Raw genomic sequence first — 24,908 nt, 5'->3', positions numbered from 1 at the left:
CGTACCAATAAACAAGGGAGTCTGGCCCGTTCCGGTGCCAGTGGGCCGGGCATTAGTCCGGCCGCGCAGTTTGGAGTTTAGGCACGATCACGGGGTTCCGTGATTTTTTGCAAAACATTCATGGGGAACGGCGGCGAAAGCCCGGCCCGCCTGGGGTTGGCCGATTGACTATGCTCAGGCCTGCGGCGCTCCTTGCCAGTCGGGCATGGGCAGCGCCAGAATGCTGCCATCTGCCCCGCCTGATTGTTAAGGAAGCCCGATGCCTGATCCTGTTGCTGCCAGCTTGCGTCTAGCGCCCGAAGCGCTGACCCGTCCGTTTTCCGCTGAACAGTTCAGCTTCTCTACCACCAATGATCTGGAGCCCTTTCGCGGTGTGCTTGGCCAGGAACGTGCGGTCGAAGCCTTGCAGTTCGGTGTGGCCATGCCACGCCCCGGTTACAACGTATTCGTCATGGGCGAGCCCGGCACTGGCCGGTTCTCGTTCGTCAAACGCTACCTCAAGGCCGAAGGCAAGCGCCTGCAGACCCCGGCGGACTGGGTCTACGTCAACAATTTCGATGAGCCTCGCGAACCACGTGCCCTGGAATTGCCGTCGGGCACTGCCGGTAATTTCATTGGTGATATCAACGGTTTGATCGACAACCTGCTGGCGACCTTTCCGGCAGTCTTCGAGCATCCGTCCTACCAGCAAAAGAAAAGCGCCATCGACCGCGCCTTCAATCAGCGCTACGACAAGGCCCTGGACATCATCGAACGTCTGGCCCTGGAAAAGGACGTCGCGCTGTACCGCGACGCCAGCAATATCGCCTTCACCCCAATGGGCGACGGCAAGGCGTTGGACGAAGCTGAGTTCGCACAATTGCCGGAAGCCGAGCGCGAGCGCTTCCACGAGGATATTTCCGTGCTGGAGGAGCGCCTGAACGAAGAGCTCGCCAGCCTGCCGCAATGGAAGCGCGAGTCGAGCAACCAGCTGCGTCATCTGAACGAAGAAACCATCACCCTGGCCTTGCAGCCATTGTTGTCGCCGTTGTCGGAGAAGTACGCCGAGAACGCCGCGGTCTGCGGTTATCTGCAAGCCATGCAGGTGTACTTGCTCAAGACCGTGGTCGAGCAACTGGTGGACGACAGCAAGACCGACGCTGTCGCCCGCAAGTTGCTGGAAGAACAGTACGCGCCGAGCCTGGTGGTCGGTCATTCGGCCAGCGGCGGTGCGCCGGTGGTGTTCGAGCCGCACCCGACCTACGAAAACCTCTTTGGTCGCATCGAATACAGCACCGATCAGGGCGCGCTCTATACGACGTATCGGCAACTGCGGCCGGGTGCGCTGCACCGCGCCAACGGTGGTTTCCTTATCCTCGAAGCGGACAAAATGCTCAGCGAGCCGTTCGTGTGGGATGCGCTGAAACGTGCCCTGCAATCGCGCAAGCTGAAAATGGAGTCGCCGCTGGGCGAGATGGGGCGTTTCGCGACCGTCACCCTTTCGCCGCAGCATATTCCGCTACAGGTCAAAGTTGTCATCATCGGTGCCCGTCAGCTGTATTACACGCTGCAAGACCTCGATCCGGACTTCCAGGAGATGTTCCGCGTCCTGGTGGACTTCGACGAAGACATCCCGATGGTCGACGAGAGCCTTGAACAGTTCGCCCAGTTGCTCAAAACCCGTACTTCCGAAGAAGGCATGGCACCGCTGACCGCCGATGCGGTGGCGCGCCTGGCGACTTACAGCGCGCGACTGGCGGAGCATCAGGGGCGCTTGTCGGCGCGTATCGGTGATTTGTTTCAACTGGTCAGCGAGGCGGATTTCATTCGCCACCTGGCAGGCGATGAAATGACCGACGCCGGGCACATCGAGCGCGCGCTCAAGGCCAAGGCCACGCGTACCGGGCGGGTGTCGGCGCGGATTCTCGACGACATGCTGGCCGGGATCATCCTGATCGACACCGCTGGCGCGGCGGTCGGCAAGTGCAACGGCTTGACAGTGCTGGAAGTCGGCGACTCGGCCTTTGGTATACCGGCGCGGATTTCCGCCACGGTGTACCCGGGCGGCAGCGGTATCGTCGACATCGAGCGCGAGGTCAACCTCGGCCAGCCGATCCACTCCAAAGGCGTGATGATCCTTACCGGTTATCTGGGCAGCCGTTATGCCCAGGAATTTCCGCTGGCGATTTCCGCGAGCATCGCCCTGGAGCAATCCTACGGTTATGTCGATGGCGACAGTGCTTCCCTGGGCGAGGCCTGCACCCTGATCTCGGCCTTGTCGAAAACCCCGCTCAAGCAGTGCTTTGCCATCACCGGTTCGATCAACCAGTTCGGCGAAGTGCAGGCGGTCGGCGGAGTCAACGAGAAGATCGAGGGCTTCTTCCGTCTGTGCGAAGCCCGCGGGCTGACCGGCGAGCAGGGGGCAATCATTCCTCACGCCAACGTCGCCACCCTGATGCTCGACGAGAAGGTGCTGACGGCGGTGCGTGCGGGGCAGTTCCATGTCTACGCGGTCCGTCAGGCCGACGAAGCCTTGAGCTTGCTGGTCGGTGAGCCGGCCGGCGAACCGGACGAGAACGGCGAGTTCCCTGAAGGCAGCGTGAACGCGCGGGTCGTGGAGCGCCTGCGGGTTATCGCGGAAATGATCAGCGAAGATGATCTCAAGGAAGCCGAGAAGGAGTTGGCGCAAGAGGCATTGGCGGAAACCAAGCCGGCCTGATGTGCACTTGAACTAACTCACACCGCTCTACTGTGGGAGCGAGCCTGCTCGCGATGAGGGACTGACATTCAACCCATGTGTTGACTGACGGTCCGCCTTCGCGAGCAGGCTCGCTACCACATTTGTTTGTGTGAACACTGGAAAAGCGTCGTCGAAATGACGTCAATATTCACACTATGACCATTCGGCGCCTTTCGGTCTTGCCCCGGCCTGCAAGCCAGACTTTTCTTCTATTCTCTGCTCAAGGATATCGACGTAATCACAGGATCGAAACAGCCTTCCCATGGGGGCTGAATACCGGATCTACCGAGGGTCGCCGCCATGTCGCGCAACCTCTGCCTCACCCGTCAATGCCTGGGCCTTGTGACCCGTATCGAATGTGCCATCCGTCCATTGGCGGGAGATACGGGCATGTGGACTCTGCTGTTCGCCGCCGGAATGGCCGGTGAACAACCTTCGGCCATCAAGGCCCAAGGCCCGTTTCATGGTCCGTTCGCCGCTGAATCAATCCTCGACACCATCGTTGAAAGCCTGACCCTGCACGGCTACGAGTTGGCCGACGATCCGCAAATCTGGTGCCTGCACCTGCAAGCCCAACTGCGGGAAATCAACGGTGGTCGCTGCCGGAACATGGGCGGTTTCGAGTTTCACCCCGAGCACTGAGTGGCACTATTGATCAAGGCGCGTCATGTCGGCCTTGTCGAGTTTGACTTCGAAACCGTATTGCACGGTGGCGAGGTCAGTGCGCTGATAAGTTTCCAGGCGCGTAGGCTGTCCGTAGAAGTAATGCACGGCAAACTGCGCCGGACCCTGTGCGCTCGTGCCATGGCTGACCGATAGAATCTCCTTCAAGTAATTACCGCTGTCGTCCTTGGCGAAAAAACGCCAGTCCTGGGCGGGAAATGCCTTCAGGTTCACCACCAGTGCATTGTCTTTGAACGCGAGGCCCTTGGGCAGTTGACGGGCATCGACGATTTGCTTGTCGACCGTGGCCAGGAACAGCGGCATCGAACCCACCGCATAGGCTGGAGTTTGCGGAAACAGATTCAGATCGTAAGTGATGGTGCCGCGCAGGGGATCGATCTGGTACGCCTCTGACGGCAGTTCGATCGGCTCGTCGCGTTTGCCAAGCGTGTCTTCGGTAAAGAAGCTCACCGGACTTTCACCGGGGTTGAACGATGTGCCGAGCAGTTCATCGTTGAAGGTGCGCAGGTGAGTGAATTCGATTCGCGCAGCGCTGGGGTCGTCGACCGACTGGCTGATGCTGACGTTCTTTTTCAGCTGATCCTCACTCAACGTTGCCCCTTTCAGCCAGCCCGCCGTCTGGTCGTCATAGACCACCACGGACAGGTTCAAGGGCTGGATGGATTTGTCCGTGGTATTGGCATCGAAGCGCCGGACCGGCAGGTCGAGGTCCTTTCGGGTGACCGTGACGGCGGAAAAATCCAGCAGGCTGACTTCGAGGGTTTCGATCATCCCGTTGAAGTAGATCTTCGAATAATGCCGAGCCTGCTGCTTCTCAAAGTTGCGTTGTTCTTCGTCGAGCTGTTTTTCCAGGGCTTCGCTCCAGCTCTTTTGCTGCTGCATCTTGGCCAGTTGCTGCTGATAGAAGGCAATTTGTACGGAGGTTTCGTTGATTGAACCGGCGCGTGCGATGAATTGACCGGTGCTGTCCCTGGCCTGGACGATCAGCGGGTTGAGTGGCGTTTCACTGACTTCGGGGGCCAGCGGTGCGCTGTTGTTGTATTCGATTTCCGCGTAGTTGTTCGTCAATGAGAGCAGGGTGACGCTCAGGTTGTCATTGGTGCGGGTCTGGCCTACGTCCTTTTTCGTCAGGTCGAAGCTGTAGAGGCGGCGTGGCGCGATGACTTCGACCTTGCCTTGCAGGCTCACAGGTTGCGGTTGCTGCTTTCTGTCAATGTCGAGGCCTTCGATGAAGGGGTAGGCCACGGTCAGGTCATCGGGGTTGGTCAGGTTGGAGCTCGATGGGCTGAGCTGAATGCCGGGGTCGGTTTCCGACCATTCCGGCTGGAATGGAATCACTCGTTTGTTGCTGAGCGTGACCGACTGCCATTCCAGGCCATGGGGAAACAAAAACGCGGCAGGAACGCTGAAAGTGAAGGGGAATACAGGCTGCAGATCGGTCAGGTAGTCGGAACTGGAGTCCTTTTGCAGCACGAACAACCCGTTGATGTAGGTGTCGACCAGAGCCTGCGGGGTCGGGTAGTGCTTGAGCATGGCGAGGGCGTCTTCGCCGTATTCGGTTTCCATCGGCTTGCTGTCGAGCTTGAGTTGCGCGCGTTCGAGCAGCAGCAGTGAGCCGCCCAGCTCCGACACGGCATCCTTGAGCTTCGGATCCTGGATGGCGTCCAGCGACTTTTCGAACTGCGCGGTTTTTTCTTCGAGGCTGACCTGGCGTTTTTCGTCGCTGGGTGAGCAGCCGCTCAGTAGCAGCGCCAGGCAAATTCCGGCACTCGATAAAGGCAATCGCACATCCATTTCCAGTCTTCCTGTCCGACATCACTGATCAGTCAATGATTTGGACACTAGCAGAAAAACTTTGATACACAGGCGCAGGTGGCGGATTTTTCGACGGTTTCTGGCAGCTTCTGGGTATGGACGGGCGGCTGGTATACTCGCCGCCGTTTTCAGCCCTACATGTGAGTTTCAATGGAACGCTTTATCGAAAATGCAATGTACGCCTCGCGCTGGCTGCTGGCGCCGATCTATTTCGGTCTGTCCCTCGGGCTCCTGGCGCTGGCACTGAAATTCTTCCAGGAAGTCTTCCACGTCATCCCGAACGTGTTTTCGATGGCCGAATCGGACTTGATCCTGGTGCTGCTGTCGCTGATTGACATGGCCCTGGTGGGCGGTTTGCTGGTGATGGTGATGATTTCCGGCTACGAGAACTTCGTCTCGCAACTGGACATCGACGACAGCAAGGAGAAGCTCAACTGGCTGGGCACCATGGACTCTTCGTCGCTGAAAATGAAGGTAGCCGCATCGATCGTGGCGATCTCGTCCATTCACCTGCTGCGCATCTTCATGGACGCCAAGAACGTCGATCCCGAGCATTTGCAGTGGTACGTGATCATCCACATGACCTTCGTGGTCTCGGCATTTGCCATGGGTTACCTGGATAAAGTCACCAAGCACTGACCCATCGCCGGCCCCATGAAACACGCCGCCCGTCTGTTGCAAAACAGACGGGCGGCGTCGTTTGTGGCTTGTGCTTTGATGCGCCGAAGCCTATCCCTGTTAAGAGGCTCGCTAATGTGTGAGGTGCGCTCATGAACCTGCAAGAGTTGAATGCGTATGCCGTCGCCGGGAAGGTCGATGAGCTGAACCTGATCTCGATGGAGGGAGGCATCTACTTGCTGGAGGCGCGGATGCATGGCGCGGCATATCCCTTGAGCGATGCGCGCGGGCACATGATTAGCCTGCGTTCGGTGGAGCATGCCCGTGATGTGCTGCGCTCCTTTCCCAAGTTGCACTTCAACCTCGTGCACACGGTCGTGCATGACGAAATGTGCGGTCTGGTTGCCGATGTGGAGGAAAACCTGAAGGTGCCGATCGCCTGAGGCCCCTCATCAATGGCATGACATCTGTGCTAGTCTGCTGGCCCTTTTGGTTCCGGGCGCTCCGGGACGCGCTGTGCACGCATGGCAAGTTCCCGAGCCGTCCGCACAGCGGAGCAGTGTCATGTCCGAAGTAAATCTGTCCACCGACGAAACCCGCGTCAGCTACGGTATTGGCCGTCAGCTGGGCGACCAACTGCGCGACAACCCGCCACCGGGCGTAAGCCTGGACGCGATCCTGGCCGGTCTGACCGACGCATTCGCCGGCAAGCCAAGCCGTGTGGGTCAGGAAGAAATGTCCGCCAGCTTCAAAGTCATCCGCGAAATCATGCAGGCCGAAGCTGCAGCCAAGGCTGAAGCGGCTGCTGGCGAAGGTCTGGCCTTCCTGGCTGAAAACGCCAAGCGTGACGGCATCACCACTCTGGCTTCCGGCCTGCAGTTCGAAGTGCTGACCGCTGGTGAAGGCGCCAAGCCATCCCGTGAAGATTCCGTGCGTACTCACTACCACGGCACCCTGATCGACGGCACTGTGTTCGATAGCTCCTACGAGCGCGGCGAGCCTGCAGAGTTCCCGGTTGGCGGCGTGATCGCCGGCTGGACCGAAGCCCTGCAACTGATGAACGCCGGCAGCAAATGGCGCCTGTACGTGCCGAGCGAACTGGCTTACGGCGCTCAAGGCGTTGGCGGCATCCCGCCGCACAGCGTACTGGTGTTCGACGTCGAGTTGCTCGACGTTCTGTAATGCCCGGCCCGATATGACGTCGGGCTAATGTGGGAGCAAGCTCGCTCCCACAGTTTTTTTGCGGTATTTCATATTTCGATCTTGTGGTGCAGTTCACTGTGCGGGCGCAACGCTCGGGCATAGCAAAACAGAAACAGATTACGCACCAGTTCCTTGAGCACCACCGGCTCGCTGGAACTCAAGCCGCTGACGTCCAGGTCACCCTGATCCTGCAGCTCGTTCAAGGCTTCCTCTTCCAGTACGGCACAGACTTCCCCGGTTTCCCGATGCAGGATCCTGAGGTAAGGGTGTGGGCGGTCCAGCCAGGCATCGATCAAATAAGTCATGGTTCTCATCTCCACTGAGTGTTTTGTGAGAATAATTCTTATTCAACAAATAGCAAGGGCCTATTGGCGGTTTGCGCTTTTTCCGGGTAAAGATTGCGTCAGGTCAAAACGACTGGCGTTTGGCTATTGCGAGGATTTACTGGGTGAAGCGGGGAGGGGGAGGCGCCATCCCACGCCGGGCGCGGGATGGAGAACAGCAGGCTCAGACTTTTCTGACGAACTCGGACTTGAGTTTCATCGGGCCGATGCCGTCGATCTTGCAATCGATGTCGTGATCGCCATCGCACAGGCGGATGTTCTTGACCTTGGTGCCGACCTTGACCACCAAAGACGTACCCTTGACCTTGAGGTCCTTGATCACGGTGATGGTGTCGCCGTCCTGCAGGACGTTGCCGACCGAATCCTTTTTCACTGCGTCATCGGACACCGCTTCGGCTTCACCACTGGCGGACCATTCGTGGGCGCACTCGGGGCAGATCAGCTGAGCGCCGTCTTCATAAGTGTATTCGGAATTGCATTTTGGGCAGGGTGGCAACGTGCTCACTAAGGCTCCTTGGATTCAGGATCGCTAAAAAGCGCACATTGTATAGGGTTTTAGGCGGGAGAGGGCGCAGCGCAGGAAACCTGTGGTGAACAACCCTGGGGGAGCTTGCTCCCACAGGGTTTTGCAGTGCTGTCAGTGCGTGCGGGCTACCGCGAACTCGCTCAGTTCAACCAGTGCATCGCGATATTCGCTGGCTGGCAGCGCTTCGAGGCACTTGATCGCACGGGCCACATAATCGCGTGCCAGTTGCGCGGTGTACTCCAGCGAGCCCGAGGCTTCCACGGCTTCGCGGATGCTTTCCAGGTCTTCGATTCCGCCTTTCTGGATTGCCTTGCGCACCAGGGCGGCCTGTTCCGGCGTACCTTCGCGCATGGTGTAGATCAGCGGCAAGGTCGGCTTGCCTTCGGCCAGGTCGTCTCCGACGTTCTTGCCCAGGGTTTCGGCGTCGCCTTTGTAGTCGAGCAGGTCATCGACCAGCTGGAAGGCCACGCCCAGGTGATCACCGAATGTGCGCAGGGCTTCGGCCTGTTCCGGCGAGGCCTGGCACAGGGCAGCGGCGCTGTGGGTCGAGGCTTCGAAGAGCATCGCGGTCTTGCCGCGGATGACTTCCATGTAGGTTTCTTCGGTGGTGCTGGCGTCACGAACCTTCGACAGCTGCAACACTTCGCCTTCGGCGATGATGCGCGTGGCTTGCGAAAGGATCTTCATCACCGGCATCGAACCCAGCTCGACCATCATTTCGAACGAGCGCGAATACAGGAAGTCACCGACCAGTACGCTTGGCGCGTTGCCCCACATGGCGTTGGCGGTCGAGCGGCCACGGCGCATGCCGGACATGTCGACCACATCGTCATGCAGCAGGGTAGCGGTGTGCAGGAACTCGATGGTCGCGGCCAGCAGGCGCAGCTCGTCGCCTTCGCGACCCAGGGCCTTGCCACACAGCAACACTAATAAAGGACGCAGGCGTTTGCCGCCGGCCGAGGTAATGTAATCGCCGATTTTCGATACCAGCGGCACTCGAGAAGTCAGCTGCTTCTTGATGATGCCGTCGACGGCGCTAAAATCGTCCGCCACCGCGCGGTAAAAAGCTTGGGGTTGCATCAGCGACAGTCGCTCCAGAAGGGTTGCGCGGCATGCTAGGACCCACGCTTGCAGGTGTCAAGGCGCGATGGACGGCCCCTTGCAAGGCGCTCGTGCCTTGCGTACAATCGCGCACCCTGAACTTCCTGGGCAGCACCTGCCTTACGCAATTGCAAGCGGGCCTCCAGCCCCATGCAGCCATGCCAGCCAATACCTCTTCTTATAAAGAGCTGGGTGAGCAGGATTATCGGAGAAATACCATGTCTTATGCAGTAATCGTTACTGGCGGCAAGCAGTACAAAGTCGCCCCAGGTGAATACCTGAAGATCGAAAAACTGGAAATCGCTACCGGCGAATCCGTTACCTTTGATCGCGTTCTGTTGGTTGCCAACGGTGACGACGTGAATATCGGCGCTCCAGTTGTTGCTGGCGCTACCGTTGTGGCTGAAGTGATCTCCCAAGGTCGTCACGATAAAGTCCGCATCATCAAGTTCCGTCGCCGTAAGCACCACATGAAGCGTATGGGCCACCGCCAGTGGTACACCGAGATCAAAATCACCGGTATTCAGGCTTAATTACAGCCTAATTCCTCACTAGGAGAATTGAACTCATGGCACACAAAAAAGCTGGTGGTAGTACCCGTAACGGTCGCGACTCAGAAGCCAAACGCCTTGGCGTGAAGATGTATGGCGGCCAGGCTATCAAAGCAGGCAACATCATCGTGCGTCAGCGCGGCACCCAATTCCACGCTGGCTACGGCGTTGGCATGGGTAAAGATCACACCCTCTTCGCTAAAGTCGAAGGCGTGATCAAGTTCGAAGTAAAAGGCGCCTTCGGTCGTCGTTACGTGAGCGTAATCGCAGCTTAATTGCGCGATCGCTGGAAAAGCCCTGTCTCGCGACGGGGCTTTTTCGTTTGTGGGGTGAGTCTCTTGCAAAGCTGTTTGTATGGGCTGTCGGCGTACGATGTGGGTATCGTGGTTCAGGGTCGCTGCGCTCATTTTTGCAAGAGTCTTATGTCTTGATTGTTTTTCGGCTCGTCCGTATGGCGAGAGGCGTTTGTTATGAAGTTTGTTGATGAAGTATCGATTCGAGTAAAGGCTGGTGATGGCGGCAATGGCGCCATGAGTTTCCGTCGGGAAAAGTTTATCGAGAACGGTGGCCCGAACGGCGGTGATGGCGGTGACGGCGGTTCCATCTACATGATGGCCGACGAAAACCTCAACACCCTGGTGGACTACCGTTACACCCGGCACTTCGATGCCGAGCGTGGCTCCAACGGCGGCAGCACCGACTGCACCGGCAAGAAGGGTGAAGACCTGATCCTGCGCGTTCCGGTCGGCACCACGGTGATCGACTCTGCGACTCAGGAAGTCATCGGCGACCTGACCAAGGCCGGTCAGAAACTGATGGTAGTGCAGGGCGGCTGGCACGGTCTGGGCAACACCCGTTTCAAATCCAGTACCAACCGTGCGCCGCGCCAGACCACTCCGGGCAAGCCGGGTGAGCAGCGCGACCTGAAGCTGGAAATGAAAGTACTGGCTGATGTCGGTCTGCTGGGCTTGCCGAACGCCGGTAAAAGTACCTTTATCCGTTCGGTTTCGGCTGCCAAGCCGAAAGTTGCCGACTACCCGTTCACCACGCTGGTGCCGAACCTGGGTGTGGTCAGCGTCGATCGCTGGAAGAGTTTCGTGGTCGCGGACATTCCGGGTCTGATCGAAGGCGCTTCCGAAGGTGCTGGCCTGGGCATTCGCTTCCTCAAGCACTTGGCGCGTACGCGTCTGCTGCTGCATCTCGTGGACATGGCGCCGCTGGATGACGCAAGCGCACCGGATGCCGCTGAAGTGATCGTCAACGAGCTGATCAAGTTCAGCCCGTCCCTGGCGGAGCGTGATCGCTGGCTGGTCCTGAACAAGTGCGACCAGATCCTTGATGAAGAGCACGATGCTCGCGTCAAGGAAATCGTTGATCGCCTGGAGTGGACGGGGCCGGTCTACGTGATCTCGGCCATCTCCAAGCTCGGTACCGAGCGTCTGTGCCGCGACATCATGCGTTACATGGAAGATCGTGCTGATCGCCTGGCCAATGACCCGGCCTACAAGGAAGAGCTGGCCGATCTCGATCAGCGCATCGAAGACGAAGCCCGCGCGCAGCTGCAGGCGCTGGATGACAAGCGTGCCCTGCGTCGCAGCGGCGTGAAGTCGGTCCACGACATCGGCGACGATGACTGGGACGAAGAAGATGTGGATGACGAAGACGGTCCGGAAATCATTTACGTGCGTGACTGATTCGTTGCGATAAACTTAAGCGCCGCTCAATCGAGCGGCGTTTTGGTATCTGGAAATCGATTGTTGGTCACGAATAACCACGAATAACGTCACGGGCAGTGCTAGGTCGCGCTGCCCTCAAGCTAAGGTTGAAGATGATGCGGAGCAAGGTGACAGGTGCGCAGCGTTGGGTCGTGAAGATCGGCAGCGCTTTGCTGACGGCGGACGGCAAGGGCCTGGATCGCGCGGCAATGGGTGTCTGGGTTGAGCAGATGGTGGCTTTGCATGAGGCGGGTGTCGAACTGGTGCTGGTGTCCTCCGGGGCGGTGGCGGCCGGTATGAGCCGTTTGGGCTGGACCTCGCGACCCAGTGCGATGCACGAACTTCAGGCTGCTGCCGCAATCGGCCAGATGGGGTTGGTGCAGGCCTGGGAGTCGAGCTTTGCCGAGCATGGCCGGCATACCGCGCAGATTCTCCTGACTCACGACGACTTGTCCGATCGCAAGCGCTACCTGAACGCCCGCAGCACCTTGCGTGCGCTGGTCGAACTGAAGGTCATTCCGGTGATCAACGAGAACGACACCGTGGTCACCGACGAAATCCGTTTTGGCGACAACGACACCCTGGCGGCACTGGTGGCCAACCTGGTCGAGGCTGACTTGCTGGTGATCCTGACGGATCGCGACGGCATGTTCGACGCCGATCCGCGCAACAATCCGGATGCCCAGCTGATTTACGAGGCGCGTGCCGATGACCCGGCGCTCGACGCGGTGGCGGGTGGCACCGGCGGTGCGCTGGGGCGTGGTGGCATGCAGACCAAATTGCGTGCTGCGCGTCTGGCGGCTCGTTCAGGCGCTCACACCATCATCGTTGGTGGGCGTATTGAGCGTGTGCTGGATCGCCTCAAGGCGGGCGAGCGCATCGGTACCTTACTGTCGCCGGAGCGCGGCATGCTGGCGGCGCGCAAGCAGTGGCTGGCCGGTCATCTGCAAACCCGTGGCACCCTGGTGCTGGATGCGGGTGCTGTAACCGCGTTGTCCGAGGGCAACAAGAGCTTGCTGCCGGTTGGGGTCAAGTTGGTGCAGGGCAGCTTCCGTCGCGGCGAGATGGTGGTCTGCGTGGCGCCGGACGGTCGCGAGATTGCCCGTGGCCTGGCCAACTACAGTGCACTGGAAGCGCAAAAAATCATCGGTCAGTCGTCCGAGGCGATTGTCGGTCTGTTGGGTTACATGGCAGAACCGGAACTGGTTCACCGCGATAACCTGATCCTGGTCTGAAGGAATACCTGAATGCGTGTGGCAAAAGGATTGTTGGGGCTATTGCTGGCGATGCCGCTGATGGCTTCGGCCGAAGAGATCGGTCAGGTGTCGACGGTGTTCAAGTTTGTCGGGCCGAATGACCGGATCGTGGTCGAGGCCTTTGATGATCCCAAAGTCGATGGCGTGACCTGCTATCTGTCTCGCGCCAAGACCGGCGGGGTGAAAGGCGGTCTTGGTTTGGCCGAGGATCGTGCCGAAGCGTCTATCGCTTGCCGGCAGGTCGGGCCCATCAGCTTCAAGGGTGAGCTCAAGGATGGTGATGAGGTGTTCAAGGAGCGCACGTCCCTGGTGTTCAAGACCATGCAGGTGGTGCGCTTCCTCGACAAGAAGCGCAATACGCTGGTGTACTTGGTGTACAGCGATCGCTTGATTGAGGGCAGTCCGCAGAATGCGGTGACGGCGATTCCGATTTTGCCGTGGGCGCACGCTCAGTAATTTCACGCAAAAAAACTGTGGGAGCGAGCAAGCTTGCTCCCACAGTTTTTTTGTGTGCCCATCAAATCGCAGGCAATAAAAAACCGACCCTGAGGTCGGTTTTTTAATGAACGAGTCGCTTAGGCAGCAGCGGCAACGTTCAGGGCCTTAACGTGGCCATTCAGGCGGCTCTTATGACGAGCGGCCTTGTTCTTGTGGATGATGCCTTTATCGGCCATACGGTCGATAACTGGCACAGCCAGAACGTAAGCAGCTTGAGCTTTGGCAGCGTCTTTTGCGTCGATGGCCTTAACTACATTCTTGATGTAGGTACGAACCATGGAACGCAGGCTGGCGTTGTGGCTGCGACGCTTCTCAGCCTGTTTTGCACGTTTTTTGGCGGAAGGTGAGTTGGCCACCGTCGAGCTCCTCGAAAGACTTTTTAGGAAATAGCAAACAAAATAGGCCGCGAATCATGCCGATGAGTTGAAGTCTTGTCAAGGGCGGAGGAAACGTTCCGCTAAGTGGTCGGTCCCGACCCCATGAAAACTACTACGCTCGGCAATACTGCGTTGAAAACAGACTCGAAATGCTCATTGACGTTCGTCAACTCCGCTTTCTCGCCTGTTTTCGCCTTGTCTTGCCTTCGCTCGTCACGTTTTCATGAGGTCGGTGGCACAGAATATTTCTTTCCGGCGTGTGACCTGTAAACTCGCGAGCTTTGGCTCTGTGCTGTTGCGGCGCGGAGTATCGCATAAGTAGGCGCTTTATTCGCCTGCTGTTTATCGACAGGCACAAACTCTTTCAATGAATCTGCTCAAATCGTTGGCCGCCGTCAGCTCTATCACGATGCTTTCCCGGGTTCTGGGGTTTGTTCGTGACACCCTTATTGCGCGTACATTTGGCGCGGGAATGGCGACCGACGCCTTCTTTATCGCCTTCAAATTGCCCAATCTGCTGCGGCGGATCTTTGCCGAGGGGGCGTTTTCCCAGGCATTCGTGCCGATTCTCGCGGAATACAAAAGCCAGCAGGGTGAAGAGGCGACCCGCACATTCATTGCCTATGTCTCGGGCCTGCTGACGCTGGTATTGGCGCTGGTCACGGTGTTGGGCATGATCGCCGCGCCGTGGGTCATCTGGGTCACCGCGCCGGGTTTCACCAATACGCCGGAAAAATTCGAGCTCACTTCCAACCTGTTGCGGGTGACCTTTCCTTACATATTGCTGATTTCCCTGTCGTCGCTGGCGGGTGCGATCCTCAACACCTGGAACCGTTTTTCGGTCCCGGCATTCGTGCCGACGCTGCTTAACGTCAGCATGATTATTTTTGCGTTGTTCCTGACACCCTACTTCGATCCGCCCGTGATGGCGCTCGGCTGGGCGGTTCTGGTGGGTGGCCTGGCGCAGTTGCTCTATCAACTGCCGCACCTGAAAAAGATCGGCATGCTGGTGCTGCCGCGCCTGAACCTGCGCGACACCGGCGTCTGGCGCGTTATGAAACAGATGCTGCCAGCGATCCTCGGGGTGTCGGTGAGCCAGATTTCGCTGATCATCAACACCATTTTCGCTTCGTTCCTGGTTGCCGGTTCCGTGTCCTGGATGTATTACGCCGACCGCTTGATGGAGCTGCCGTCTGGCGTGTTGGGTGTGGCGCTGGGGACGATTCTGTTGCCAACCCTGGCCAAGACCTACGCCAACAAGGATCGTCACGAATACTCGCGCATCCTCGATTGGGGTCTGCGCCTGTGCTTCGTATTGGTGCTGCCTTGCGCCCTGGCGCTGGGGATTCTGGCAGAGCCGCTTACGGTTTCGCTGTTCCAGTACGGTCAGTTCGATGCCCATGATGCGGCCATGACCCAGCGCGCGTTGATCGCCTATTCCGTCGGTTTGCTCGGGATTATCGTGATCAAGGTGCTGGCGCCGGGCTTTTATGCGCAACAAAACATCCGAACGCCGGTAAAAATCGCGATTTTCACCCTGGTGGTCACCCAGCTGTTCAACCTGATGCTGATCGGTCCGCTGGCTCACGCGGGCCTGGCGCTCGCCATCAGCGCTGGCGCCTGCCTCAACGCAGGGTTGCTCTTCTATCAGCTGCGTAAACAGCAGATGTACCAGCCGCAACCGGGCTGGGCAAAGTTCGGCTTAAAACTGGTGATTGCGGTTGCGGTGATGTCTGGCGTGTTGCTGGCAGGGATGCATTTCATGCCGGCCTGGGGTGAGGGGCAGATGCTTGAACGTTTCCTGCGCCTGGGTGCCTTGGTCGGTGCCGGTGTGGTGGCTTATTTCGGCATGTTAGTGTTGATGGGCTTCCGTTTGCGCGACTTCAATCGCAAGACGCTGGGCTGAGGTTCTGGCCTCGATAAACACGGGCGAGCCGGCGGTTTTGTCGGCTCGATCACTTTGGGTTACGGTGTTGCCTGTCGTCGGCCGCCGGGTGTGGTTATAATCGACCACTTTATGAGCAAGAAGCGCGTTATGCAGCTGGTTCGAGGCCTCCACAATCTGCGCCCCCAGCATCGGGGCTGTGTCGCCACTATTGGCAACTTTGACGGTGTACACCGTGGCCACCAGGCTATCCTGGCGCGGCTGCGTGAGCGTGCGCTCGAGTTGGGCGTGCCCAGCTGCGTGGTGATTTTCGAACCGCAGCCGCGAGAGTTCTTCGCTCCGGACACCGCGCCGGCCCGTCTGGCCCGCCTGCGGGACAAGCTGCAATTACTGGCTGCCGAAGGCGTCGACCGTGTGCTGTGCCTGGCTTTCAACCAGCGCCTGAGCAAGCTCAGCGCCAGCGAATTCGTCGATACCATTCTGGTGGATGGCCTTGGCGTCCAGCACCTGGAGGTCGGGGACGACTTCCGTTTCGGCTGTGACCGCGCAGGAGATTTCGATTTTCTGCAACAGGCCGGCATCGTTCAGGGTTTTACCGTCGAAGCGGCGCAAACCGTCGAGCTGGACGGCATCCGGGTCAGCAGTACGCAAGTGCGCAATGCCCTGGCCTCCGCGGATTTCGCCCTGGCCGAACGCCTGCTTGGGCGGCCGTACCGGATCGCCGGTCGCGTATTGCATGGCCAGAAACTGGCCCGGCAACTGGGTACGCCCACTGCCAATATTCAACTCAAGCGTCGTCGTGTGCCGTTCACTGGGGTTTACCTGGTGGATGTCGAGATCGATGGCAAGACCTGGCCCGGCGTCGCCAATATCGGCGTGCGGCCCACGGTCCAAGGTGATGGCAAGGCCCACCTGGAAGTGCATCTTTTAGATTTTGCCGGCGATCTGTATGACCGGCGTTTAACGGTGGTTTTCCACCACAAGCTGCGCGAAGAGCAGCGTTTCGCCTCTCTGGAGGCGTTGAAAACGGCGATCAACGCGGATGTCGCCGCCGCCCGTGCACTAGCCGCACCTAGCGCCCATCGCTAATGAAGAGCCTTAAATGACCGACTATAAAGCCACGCTAAACCTTCCGGACACCGCCTTCCCAATGAAGGCCGGCCTGCCACAGCGCGAACCGCAGATCCTGCAGCGTTGGGACAGTATTGGCCTGTACGGAAAGTTGCGCGAGATTGGCAAGGATCGTCCGAAGTTCGTATTGCACGACGGCCCTCCGTACGCCAACGGCTCGATTCACATCGGTCATGCGCTGAACAAGATTCTCAAGGACATGATCATCCGCTCGAAGACCCTGTCGGGCTTCGACGCGCCTTATGTTCCGGGTTGGGACTGCCACGGCCTGCCGATCGAGCACAAGGTCGAAGTGACCCATGGCAAGAACCTGGGCGCGGACAAGACCCGCGAACTGTGCCGGGCCTATGCCACCGAACAGATCGAAGGGCAGAAGTCCGAGTTCATCCGCCTCGGCGTGCTGGGCGACTTCGCCAACCCGTACAAGACCATGGATTTCAAGAACGAGGCCGGTGAAATCCGTGCCTTGGCCGAAATCGTCAAGGGCGGTTTCGTGTTCAAGGGCCTGAAGCCTGTGAACTGGTGCTTTGACTGCGGTTCGGCCCTGGCCGAGGCGGAAGTCGAGTACGAAAACAAGAAGTCCTCGACCATCGACGTGGCGTTCCCGATTGCCGATGAAGCCGAACTGGCTGCCGCTTTCGGCCTGCCATCGCTCGCCAAGCCTGCCTCGATCGTGATCTGGACCACCACCCCGTGGACCATCCCGGCCAACCAGGCGCTGAACGTTCACCCGGAATTCAACTACGCAATGGTCGATGTCGGCGACAAGCTGCTGGTACTGGCCGAAGAACTGGTCGAGTCGTGCCTGGCGCGCTATTCGCTGGAAGGCTCGGTCATTGCGACCACCACCGGTAAAGCGCTGGAACTGATCAACTTCCGTCACCCGTTCTACGACCGCCTGTCGCCGGTTTACCTGGCCGACTACGTTGAGCTGGGCGCCGGCACTGGTGTGGTTCACTCCGCTCCGGCATACGGCGTTGACGACTTCGTGACCTGCAAGAAGTACGGCATGGTCAACGATGACATCCTCAATCCGGTCCAAAGCAACGGCGTGTACGCGACCTCGCTGGAGTTCTTCGGCGGCCAGTTCATCTGGAAGGCCAACCCGGCCATCGTCGACAAGCTGACCGAAGTCGGTGCGCTGCTGCACACCACCATCATCGAACACAGCTACATGCACTGCTGGCGCCACAAGACTCCGCTGATCTATCGAGCCACTGCGCAGTGGTTCATCGGCATGGACAAGCAGCCGACCACCGGCGACACCCTGCGTCAGCGCTCGCTCAAAGCCATCGAAGAGACCCAGTTCGTTCCGGCCTGGGGTCAGGCGCGCCTGCACTCGATGATCGCCAACCGTCCTGACTGGTGCATTTCCCGTCAGCGCAACTGGGGCGTGCCGATCCCGTTCTTCCTGAACAAGGAAAGCGGCGAGTTGCACCCACGTACCGTCGAGCTGATGGAAGAGGTTGCCAAGCGCGTTGAAGGCGAAGGTATCGAAGCCTGGTTCAAGCTGGACGCCGCGGAACTCCTGGGCGACGAAGCGCCGCAGTACGACAAGATCAGCGACACTCTGGACGTCTGGTTCGACTCGGGCACCACGCACTGGCACGTCCTGCGCGGTTCGCACCCGATGGGCCACGAAACCGGCCCGCGCGCCGATCTGTACCTGGAAGGCTCGGACCAGCACCGTGGCTGGTTCCACTCGTCGCTGCTGACCGGTTGCGCCATCGACAACCACGCGCCGTACCGCGAGCTGCTGACCCACGGCTTCACCGTCGACGAGTCCGGCCGCAAGATGTCCAAGTCCCTGGGCAACGTGATTGCGCCACAGAAAGTCAACGACACCCTGGGCGCCGACATCATGCGTCTGTGGGTCGCTTCGACCGATTACTCGGGTGAAATGGCGGTTTCCGAGCAGATCCTGCAACGCAGTGCGGACGCCTACCGGCGTATCCGTAACACCGCGCGTTTCCTGCTTTCGAACCTGACCGGCTTCAACCCGGCCACCGACCTGCTGCCGGCCGAAGAAATGCTGGCGCTGGACCGTTGGGCCGTGGACCGTACCCTGCTGCTGCAACGCGAGCTGCAAGAGCACTACGGCGAATACCGCTTCTGGAACGTGTACTCGAAGATCCACAACTTCTGCGTGCAGGAGCTGGGCGGCTTCTACCTCGACATCATCAAGGACCGTCAGTACACCACTGGCGCCGACAGCAAGGCCCGCCGTTCGTGCCAGACCGCGCTGTTCCACATCTCTGAAGCATTGGTGCGCTGGATCGCGCCGATCCTGGCGTTCACCGCCGACGAACTGTGGCAGTACCTGCCGGGCGAGCGTAACGAGTCCGTCATGCTCAACACCTGGTACGAAGGCCTGAGCGAACTGCCGGAAGGCATCGAGCTGGATCGCGCTTACTGGGACCGGATCATGGCGGTCAAGGTCGCGGTCAACAAGGAAATGGAGATCCAGCGTGCAGCCAAGGCTGTCGGTGGCAACCTGCAGGCCGAAGTGACGCTGTTCGCCGAAGACGCGCTGACCGCCGACCTGGCCAAGCTGAGCAACGAACTGCGCTTCGTACTGATCACGTCGACCGCCAGTGTTGCGCCATTGGTGCAGGCACCGGCCGATGCCGTGGTCACCGAAGTCAGCGGCCTGAAGCTGAAGATCGTCAAGTCGAGCCACGCCAAGTGCGCCCGTTGCTGGCACTGCCGTGAAGACGTCGGTGTGAACCCGGAGCACCCGGAAATCTGCGGTCGTTGCGTCGACAACATCAGCGGCGCCGGCGAGGTTCGTCACTATGCCTAATGCCGTTGGCCGTTTCGGACGGCTGAGCTGGCTGTGGTTGAGTTTGCTGGTCCTGGTCATCGACCAGGCCAGCAAGTTCTACTTCGAAGGCAAGCTCCAGATGTACCAGCAGATCGTGATCATCCCCGATTACTTCAGCTGGACCCTGGCCTACAACACCGGCGCGGCGTTCAGCTTCCTGGCGGACAGCTCCGGCTGGCAGCGCTGGCTGTTCGCGTTGATCGCTGTCGTGGTCAGCGCGGTGCTGGTGGTGTGGCTCAAGCGTCTGGGGCGCAACGAGACCTGGCTGGCGGTTGCGCTGGCACTGGTGCTCGGCGGCGCGCTGGGCAATCTGTATGACCGCATTGCCCTGGGCCATGTGATCGATTTCATTCTGGTGCATTGGCAGAACCGCTGGTATTTCCCGGCGTTCAACTTTGCCGACAGTGCCATCACTGTTGGTGCCGTCATGCTGGCACTGGATATGTTCAAAAGTAAAAAGACCGGAGAAACCGTTCATGACTGAACAGGTATTGGCTGAGCAACGCATCGGCCAGAACACGGAAGTCACCTTGCATTTCGCATTGCGCCTGGAGAACGGCGACACGGTGGACAGCACCTTCGATAAGGCCCCGGCGACCTTCAAGGTCGGTGACGGCAACCTGTTGCCAGGTTTCGAAGCGGCGCTGTTCGGTTTCAAGGCCGGTGACAAGCGTACGCTGAGCATCGCGCCGGAAAACGCTTTCGGTCAGCCGAACCCGCAAAACGTGCAGATCATCCCGCGCTCACAGTTCCAGGACATGGAACTGTCGCCTGGCTTACTGGTGATCTTCAACGATGCGGCCAATACTGAATTGCCGGGCGTGGTCAAAGAATTCGATGACGCGCAAGTGACCATCGACTTCAACCACCCGCTGGCGGGCAAGACGTTGACCTTTGATGTGGAAATCATTTCCGTCAAAGCGCTGTAGATACTGTGGATGCGAGCTTGTGTGGCGAGGGGGCTTGCCCCCGTTGGGGTGCGAAGCGCCCCTGAAACCGGCCTCCGCGATTCTGAATGAGTCAGCGGTGACTGTTTTACGATTGCTGCGCAATCGAACGGGGGCAAGCCCCCTCGCCACAACAAGCTCGCTCCCACAGTTTGTTTTTCATTGTTTTCGCGCGCAAGACACGAGGCTCAGCATGCAAATCAAACTCGCCAACCCCCGTGGCTTCTGCGCCGGTGTGGACCGGGCGATCGAAATCGTCAACCGCGCCCTGGAAGTCTTCGGGCCGCCGATCTATGTGCGCCATGAAGTGGTTCACAACAAATTTGTCGTCGAAGACCTGCGCTCCCGTGGTGCGATCTTCGTCGAAGAACTGGATCAGGTGCCGGACGACGTCATCGTGATCTTCAGTGCCCACGGCGTTTCCCAGGCCGTGCGCAGCGAAGCGGCTGGGCGTGGGCTGAAAGTGTTCGACGCCACGTGCCCGCTGGTGACCAAAGTCCACATTGAAGTGGCGCGCTACAGCCGTGACGGCCGAGAGTGCATTCTCATCGGCCACGCCGGTCACCCGGAAGTCGAAGGCACCATGGGCCAGTACGATGGCGGCAATGGCGGCGCGATCTACCTGGTCGAAGACGAGAAGGATGTCGCGGCACTGCAGGTGAACAACCCTGAAAAGCTCGCCTTCGTGACCCAGACCACCTTGTCGATGGACGATACCAGTCGCGTTATCGACGCCCTGCGTTCGCGTTTTCCGGCCATCGGTGGGCCGCGCAAGGACGACATTTGCTACGCCACGCAAAACCGTCAGGACGCGGTCAAGCAACTGGCCGACGAGTGTGACGTGGTGCTGGTGGTCGGCAGCCCGAACAGCTCCAACTCCAATCGCCTGCGCGAATTGGCAGAGCGCATGTCCACTCCGGCCTACCTGATCGACGGGGCCGAAGACCTGCAAAAGAGCTGGTTCGAAGGCGTCGAGCGTATCGGCATCACTGCCGGCGCATCCGCCCCGGAAGTCCTGGTGCGCGGCGTGATCGAGCAGTTGCAGGCCTGGGGTGCCACCGGTGCCGATGAACTGGCCGGTCGCGAGGAGAACATCACGTTCTCGATGCCTAAAGAACTGCGCGTTCGTTCGTTGCTCTGAAATTGTTCCTTTTTTCGCATAACGCCTGCTCAACCTTGTCGTTGCGCAGGCTGACGCGACCGGTCCGTGCCAACACCACTTGATGTTGGCTCACCGGTTCGCGAACGGCGCAAATGTGTAATGTCCCTCCAAACAGTGGCTCGCCCTGACCTCTGAATCGTATTGAGCTTTCGACCGTACCGTTCCCCACGATCGACATGCGTGCGCCGCTCTGGCGTTCGGCCAGCAGTGGATTGTCGCTGTCCATCTCCCCCTTGCCGCTGATATCCAGAATCATCCGCCAGCCTTGGCTCCAGTCGCCATTGATGCCGTGAATCACCACGGCCTGGTTGCGGGTGATGGCTTCGCTCCGGGCGGTGCGAATACCACTGGAAAGAGCCTGTGCTGCTTGCTGTCGTTGGTTCGATTCGATCAGCGTTGCGAACGCCGGACTGACCAGTTGCAGAACAATTCCTGCAATTGCCAGTCCCATGAGCAGTTCGATCAGGCTGAAGCCTTGTTGCCGCATGACATCTCCCTCCGTGGCGTGCTGTGGCTCGCGCAATCCCAGCGCGAGAAATGGCAGCGCAAACACACCGCATTGCTCGAATGTTGTGCCGCGCAAGAGCAGGTATAGCCGAAGGAAACAGAAGGCCCCGATGGATCATCCTACAAAAGGTTTCACGCTGATCGAGTTGCTGGTCGCGATCGCGATCCTTCTGATGCTACTGACTCTGGCTGTCCCGGCGTTTACCCGCTCGACGCAAACAACCAGGGCCGATACTGAAATCGCTGACCTGCAACGAGCCCTGAATTTTGCCCGGCTCGAAGCCATTGATCGGGGCAATGCCACACGGGTGCGCCCGACGGCCGGTGGGGATGTCTGGAGCGGGGAGCTGACGGTTTACGACGGTACTGGCGCTTTGGCCAATGTATTACGGGTTGTTCCGGCGATGAGCAGCGGCGCAACTCTGGCGCTAACCTCTGGCGTCACCGTAATCGATTTCAACAGCATGGGCGGTTTGTCATCACCGTCCTCAGAGGTGGTGATCAGCTATGGGCGAGGCACACAAGGAAGGACGCTGACTGTGTGTTTGAACGGACGAATTCTATTGGGTGGAAACTGCGGATGAGGGCAGGGAGGCAAGGTGCGCAGGAGGGCATGACGCTGGTTGAGGTCCTGGTGGCGCTGCTCATTCTGGGAGTGGGCCTGCTGGGGGCGGCGGCGTTCCAGCTCAATGCGCTGAAGTACACGGACAGCGCGCGCATGACCAGTCAGGCCAGTTTTATCGCCTATGACCTGATGGACCGCATTCGCGCCAATGCCGCTGCGGACTACACCATCGCGCCGCCGACTTCGGGCAATCCGGATGTCACCCGGGATCAGGACCTGTTTGACTTCAACGCCAACATTGTCAATTCACTCGGTGCCTCCGCGACGGGCAGTGTCACCGTCATCCAGAAGGTGTACACCATCACGATCACCTGGGACGACTCACGGGCTGCGAAGGCTGCCGATTTGCGGCGCAGTTTCGTCCTGAGCAGTCGCGCGGCCATTGATCCGGTGGTGATCCCGTGAGTCGCCGCAGCAGAGGTTTTGGCCTGGTCGAGTTACTGATCGCCCTGGCATTGAGCCTGATCGTGGTGCTGGGCGTGGTGCAGATTTTCATCGCGGCCAAGAACACTCATCTCAGCCAGAATGCGGCCGCGAACATGCAGGAGGACGCACGTTTCGTGTTGAGCAAAATGATTCAGGAAGTCCGCATGGTCGGGATGTTCGGTTGTCTGGAAACAATCGCTGATTCAAGTGAGAAAGGTGATTTCCATGCCAGTCAGTTAACGCCGATCCGTTGGGACAACGGCGGCCGCAAGTTGACGCTGGTTACGGCGGATGTCGGCGGAAATGGCGGCAAGCCGGACTGGACCGTGCTTTCCGATTGTCGAACCAGTTCGACGGCCTACAGTGAGGGGCGGACGCCAGTGGCAGGGCAGCTGGCATTTCCGATCCGACGGCTGATTTACAGCTTCAGCAACAACCAACTGCTTATGAAAAGCGGGACCGCAGCACCCCAGGTATTGGTGGACAACGTCAGCGCTTTCGACGTGAGCTTCGGCCTGGCCAGTACGGCCACTGATCTGGCTGCTTCGCGCTACAGCAGCAACCCGCCGGACCCCGCGCTGATTCGTAGCGTTCGCCTGAGCCTGACTCTCTTCGATCCGAACCACCGGGTGGCCGATCAAACCTTCAACGTGGTTGCCGCTCTGCGCAACCGCTTGCCATGAGGGAGTGCCAATGAATCATGCTCCCATGACCTGTTACACCCAACGTGGCATGGCACTGTTGGTCAGTCTGGTGTTCTTGCTCTTGCTGACGTTGATTGGTCTTTCATCGATGCAGAGCGCCACCCTGCAGGAAAAAATGGCCGGTAGCGTCGCCTTGCGCAATCAGTCGTTCCAAGGTGCCGAGGCCGCGTTGCGGGTGGGCGAGGGTACAGTGCAACGGGAAAGTTATGCGTTGCCTGTTTGTAGTGGCATCGTTCAATGTGCACCACCTTCCGAGTCTTCGACTATTACCGCTGCCGGTTTCAACGCCTCTTCAGGCGTGACCTGGATTGCATCGGGCAAGGGCTTTTATGGCGTGCAAAACATCGGTGTCAGCCGAAATGCGGTGAATGTGCCAATCAATACCCCGGCAACCTTGTATCGGGTAACGGCGGTTGGCATCGCGGGGTATTCGCGCAGCGTGGTGGAGAGCATCTATGCGAAGTACTGAGCGACCTGTCAGGTTATGGTCACAACTGATTGGTGTCGTCGTCGCGCTTGACCTGTCGATGTCGGCGCACGCTGCCACATCAGCGGATTCGCCCGCGCTGAACCGGCCAACCTGTCTGGCCAATGGCAACTGGTACGGCTTTTACCACAGCAATCAGGGGTTGAAGGCCGTCTGCCTGAAGCTGCCCGAGGCGATCAGCGTTAAGATGCTCGACAGCAACGCCGATGGAGTGGTCGACAACAGCGACACGCTATCCGATGGCGTGATCTTTATCGGAGAGCATTCGACCCAGGACGCCGGTGACAATGGCGGGGGCGTGAACGATTCCACTGGCGACGGTACTGCGGGGATGGAAAAATCCGGCGGCAGCCGTCGCATCATGTGGCGACAAATACAGTGACTGAGAATTGATGCATGCGTAGTTCCAACCGCGGTTTTACCCTGATCGAAATCATGATCGTGATTGCGATCATCGGTATTGTAATGACCATTGCTGCCCCGAGTTTCACCGAATACCTGAACAAGGGCCGTCGCGCAGAAGTAGCCGGTCTGCTCTCGGAGCAGGCGCAGCTCCTGGAGCGCTTCTACTCGCAGAAAAATGCCTACACCGATGCGACGGGCCTCAGTGCCGGCAATGATTACTACAGCATCACACCGACCCTGACCGACCAGACCTTTCTGCTGACGGCGGTGCGCAAGGCTGACTCGAGCATGGCCACTGACAAGTGCGGTGATCTGACCATCACCAACACCGGTGTGCTCGGTATGGTCAACGCGAAATCCGGCCTGACCAGCAAAGACTGCTGGGGGCGCTGAGTTTC

General features: G+C 59.2%; 28 protein-coding genes. 22 read left to right on the top strand and 6 right to left on the bottom strand.

Annotated features, from left to right (window positions below; genetic code table 11):
- Nucleotides 1–259: 259 nt before the first annotated feature.
- A complete protein-coding gene (locus AABM52_RS26605; RefSeq protein WP_347909200.1) occupies nucleotides 260–2,698 on the top strand; it encodes an AAA family ATPase in 2,439 nt (812 codons plus the stop codon).
- A 321-nt stretch (nucleotides 2,699–3,019) separates the two neighbouring features.
- Nucleotides 3,020–3,361: a hypothetical protein gene (locus AABM52_RS26600; RefSeq protein WP_347909199.1), complete on the top strand. Its 342-nt coding sequence runs from the start codon at nucleotides 3,020–3,022 to the stop codon at nucleotides 3,359–3,361.
- A gap of 6 nt (nucleotides 3,362–3,367) precedes the next feature.
- Here AABM52_RS26600 and AABM52_RS26595 read toward each other — a convergent pair whose 3' ends face one another.
- Complete coding sequence (locus AABM52_RS26595) at nucleotides 3,368–5,197, bottom strand: hypothetical protein (protein WP_347909197.1); 1,830 nt, start codon at nucleotides 5,195–5,197, stop codon at nucleotides 3,368–3,370.
- Nucleotides 5,198–5,368: 171 nt separating this feature from the next.
- Between AABM52_RS26595 and AABM52_RS26590 the strand changes: the two genes are divergently transcribed.
- From AABM52_RS26590 to AABM52_RS26580, 3 genes are all read left to right on the top strand, one after another.
- Entirely contained in the window at nucleotides 5,369–5,857 is a 489-nt protein-coding gene (locus tag AABM52_RS26590) for a TIGR00645 family protein (protein ID WP_007970904.1), read from the top strand.
- A gap of 131 nt (nucleotides 5,858–5,988) precedes the next feature.
- Nucleotides 5,989–6,279 carry a DUF6482 family protein gene (locus AABM52_RS26585; RefSeq protein WP_347909195.1) on the top strand — a complete coding sequence of 97 codons (291 nt, stop codon included), beginning with the start codon at nucleotides 5,989–5,991 and terminating at the stop codon, nucleotides 6,277–6,279.
- 121 nt (nucleotides 6,280–6,400) lie between these two features.
- Nucleotides 6,401–7,018, top strand: coding sequence for an FKBP-type peptidyl-prolyl cis-trans isomerase (locus tag AABM52_RS26580; RefSeq protein WP_347909193.1), 618 nt, complete (start codon nucleotides 6,401–6,403; stop codon nucleotides 7,016–7,018).
- A 68-nt stretch (nucleotides 7,019–7,086) separates the two neighbouring features.
- Here AABM52_RS26580 and AABM52_RS26575 read toward each other — a convergent pair whose 3' ends face one another.
- The 3 genes from AABM52_RS26575 to AABM52_RS26565 all read right to left on the bottom strand — a co-directional run bounded on the left by AABM52_RS26575 (nucleotide 7,087) and on the right by AABM52_RS26565 (nucleotide 8,989).
- Nucleotides 7,087–7,344, bottom strand: a complete 258-nt coding sequence (locus tag AABM52_RS26575; protein ID WP_217836406.1) for a hypothetical protein — start codon at nucleotides 7,342–7,344, stop codon at nucleotides 7,087–7,089.
- Nucleotides 7,345–7,546: 202 nt separating this feature from the next.
- Nucleotides 7,547–7,888, bottom strand: coding sequence for a zinc ribbon domain-containing protein YjdM (locus tag AABM52_RS26570; RefSeq protein ID WP_020798653.1), 342 nt, complete (start codon nucleotides 7,886–7,888; stop codon nucleotides 7,547–7,549).
- 132 nt (nucleotides 7,889–8,020) lie between these two features.
- On the bottom strand, nucleotides 8,021–8,989 hold the full coding sequence (locus AABM52_RS26565) for a polyprenyl synthetase family protein (RefSeq protein WP_008052062.1): 969 nt from the start codon (nucleotides 8,987–8,989) through the stop codon (nucleotides 8,021–8,023).
- 239 nt (nucleotides 8,990–9,228) lie between these two features.
- Between AABM52_RS26565 and rplU the strand changes: the two genes are divergently transcribed.
- The 5 genes from rplU (at nucleotide 9,229) to AABM52_RS26540 (ending at nucleotide 12,988) form a co-directional block, all read left to right on the top strand.
- On the top strand, nucleotides 9,229–9,543 hold the full coding sequence (gene rplU / locus AABM52_RS26560) for a 50S ribosomal protein L21 (protein ID WP_003176051.1): 315 nt from the start codon (nucleotides 9,229–9,231) through the stop codon (nucleotides 9,541–9,543).
- Nucleotides 9,544–9,578: 35 nt separating this feature from the next.
- Nucleotides 9,579–9,836: a 50S ribosomal protein L27 gene (gene rpmA / locus AABM52_RS26555; RefSeq protein ID WP_003205738.1), complete on the top strand. Its 258-nt coding sequence runs from the start codon at nucleotides 9,579–9,581 to the stop codon at nucleotides 9,834–9,836.
- Between the two features lie 195 nt (nucleotides 9,837–10,031).
- Nucleotides 10,032–11,255, top strand: a complete 1,224-nt coding sequence (gene cgtA, locus AABM52_RS26550) for an Obg family GTPase CgtA (protein ID WP_347909189.1) — start codon at nucleotides 10,032–10,034, stop codon at nucleotides 11,253–11,255.
- 137 nt (nucleotides 11,256–11,392) lie between these two features.
- Complete coding sequence (gene proB, locus AABM52_RS26545; protein ID WP_347912693.1) at nucleotides 11,393–12,511, top strand: glutamate 5-kinase; 1,119 nt, start codon at nucleotides 11,393–11,395, stop codon at nucleotides 12,509–12,511.
- A gap of 12 nt (nucleotides 12,512–12,523) precedes the next feature.
- Nucleotides 12,524–12,988: a CreA family protein gene (locus AABM52_RS26540; protein ID WP_347909182.1), complete on the top strand. Its 465-nt coding sequence runs from the start codon at nucleotides 12,524–12,526 to the stop codon at nucleotides 12,986–12,988.
- 119 nt (nucleotides 12,989–13,107) lie between these two features.
- On the opposite strand, the gene rpsT is transcribed toward AABM52_RS26540, so the two are convergent.
- On the bottom strand, nucleotides 13,108–13,386 hold the full coding sequence (gene rpsT / locus AABM52_RS26535) for a 30S ribosomal protein S20 (protein WP_007970922.1): 279 nt from the start codon (nucleotides 13,384–13,386) through the stop codon (nucleotides 13,108–13,110).
- Between the two features lie 388 nt (nucleotides 13,387–13,774).
- Between rpsT and murJ the strand changes: the two genes are divergently transcribed.
- From murJ to ispH, 6 genes are all read left to right on the top strand, one after another.
- Nucleotides 13,775–15,313, top strand: a complete 1,539-nt coding sequence (gene murJ / locus AABM52_RS26530; protein ID WP_347909162.1) for a murein biosynthesis integral membrane protein MurJ — start codon at nucleotides 13,775–13,777, stop codon at nucleotides 15,311–15,313.
- A gap of 129 nt (nucleotides 15,314–15,442) precedes the next feature.
- Entirely contained in the window at nucleotides 15,443–16,381 is a 939-nt protein-coding gene (gene ribF / locus AABM52_RS26525; RefSeq protein ID WP_347909160.1) for a bifunctional riboflavin kinase/FAD synthetase, read from the top strand.
- Nucleotides 16,382–16,394: 13 nt separating this feature from the next.
- The gene (gene ileS / locus AABM52_RS26520; RefSeq protein ID WP_347909158.1) at nucleotides 16,395–19,226 is read left to right on the top strand and encodes an isoleucine--tRNA ligase; all 2,832 of its coding nucleotides are present in this window, start codon (nucleotides 16,395–16,397) and stop codon (nucleotides 19,224–19,226) included.
- Complete coding sequence (lspA, locus tag AABM52_RS26515) at nucleotides 19,219–19,731, top strand: signal peptidase II (RefSeq protein WP_007970932.1); 513 nt, start codon at nucleotides 19,219–19,221, stop codon at nucleotides 19,729–19,731. Before ileS ends, lspA begins: the two co-directional genes overlap by 8 nt.
- A 7-nt stretch (nucleotides 19,732–19,738) precedes the next feature.
- Entirely contained in the window at nucleotides 19,739–20,176 is a 438-nt protein-coding gene (gene fkpB / locus AABM52_RS26510) for an FKBP-type peptidyl-prolyl cis-trans isomerase (RefSeq protein WP_223514907.1), read from the top strand.
- A gap of 211 nt (nucleotides 20,177–20,387) precedes the next feature.
- Nucleotides 20,388–21,335 carry a 4-hydroxy-3-methylbut-2-enyl diphosphate reductase gene (gene ispH, locus AABM52_RS26505; RefSeq protein WP_223514877.1) on the top strand — a complete coding sequence of 316 codons (948 nt, stop codon included), beginning with the start codon at nucleotides 20,388–20,390 and terminating at the stop codon, nucleotides 21,333–21,335.
- Here the strand turns inward: ispH and AABM52_RS26500 are convergent.
- Nucleotides 21,304–21,843, bottom strand: a complete 540-nt coding sequence (locus AABM52_RS26500; RefSeq protein WP_347909155.1) for a GspH/FimT family pseudopilin — start codon at nucleotides 21,841–21,843, stop codon at nucleotides 21,304–21,306. The genes ispH and AABM52_RS26500 overlap by 32 nt on opposite strands.
- Before the next feature lie 130 nt (nucleotides 21,844–21,973).
- Here AABM52_RS26500 and AABM52_RS26495 point away from each other — a divergent pair, with 130 nt between their 5' ends.
- Genes AABM52_RS26495 through AABM52_RS26470 form a run of 6 tightly spaced genes read left to right on the top strand, consistent with a single transcriptional unit; the run spans nucleotide 21,974 to nucleotide 24,903 of the window.
- A complete protein-coding gene (locus AABM52_RS26495) occupies nucleotides 21,974–22,447 on the top strand; it encodes a GspH/FimT family pseudopilin (protein ID WP_347909153.1) in 474 nt (157 codons plus the stop codon).
- Nucleotides 22,444–22,893: a type IV pilus modification protein PilV gene (pilV, locus tag AABM52_RS26490; protein WP_347909151.1), complete on the top strand. Its 450-nt coding sequence runs from the start codon at nucleotides 22,444–22,446 to the stop codon at nucleotides 22,891–22,893. Before AABM52_RS26495 ends, pilV begins: the two co-directional genes overlap by 4 nt.
- Complete coding sequence (locus AABM52_RS26485) at nucleotides 22,890–23,597, top strand: prepilin-type N-terminal cleavage/methylation domain-containing protein (RefSeq protein WP_347909150.1); 708 nt, start codon at nucleotides 22,890–22,892, stop codon at nucleotides 23,595–23,597. Before pilV ends, AABM52_RS26485 begins: the two co-directional genes overlap by 4 nt.
- 10 nt (nucleotides 23,598–23,607) lie before the next feature.
- Nucleotides 23,608–24,087 (top strand): PilX N-terminal domain-containing pilus assembly protein, encoded by a 480-nt coding sequence (locus tag AABM52_RS26480; RefSeq protein ID WP_347909148.1) that lies wholly within the window; start codon nucleotides 23,608–23,610, stop codon nucleotides 24,085–24,087.
- Entirely contained in the window at nucleotides 24,074–24,487 is a 414-nt protein-coding gene (locus AABM52_RS26475; protein ID WP_347909146.1) for a hypothetical protein, read from the top strand. The genes AABM52_RS26480 and AABM52_RS26475 overlap by 14 nt, the downstream gene beginning before the upstream one ends.
- 14 nt (nucleotides 24,488–24,501) lie before the next feature.
- Nucleotides 24,502–24,903, top strand: a complete 402-nt coding sequence (locus AABM52_RS26470; protein ID WP_150813481.1) for a type IV pilin protein — start codon at nucleotides 24,502–24,504, stop codon at nucleotides 24,901–24,903.
- Nucleotides 24,904–24,908: the final 5 nt, after the last annotated feature.

This window comes from Pseudomonas grandcourensis (assembly GCF_039909015.1).
GTDB classification, from domain to species: domain Bacteria; phylum Pseudomonadota; class Gammaproteobacteria; order Pseudomonadales; family Pseudomonadaceae; genus Aquipseudomonas; species Aquipseudomonas grandcourensis.
Note: the sequence above shows the minus strand (reverse complement) of the source record. Positions and strands in the feature narration are given on the sequence as shown.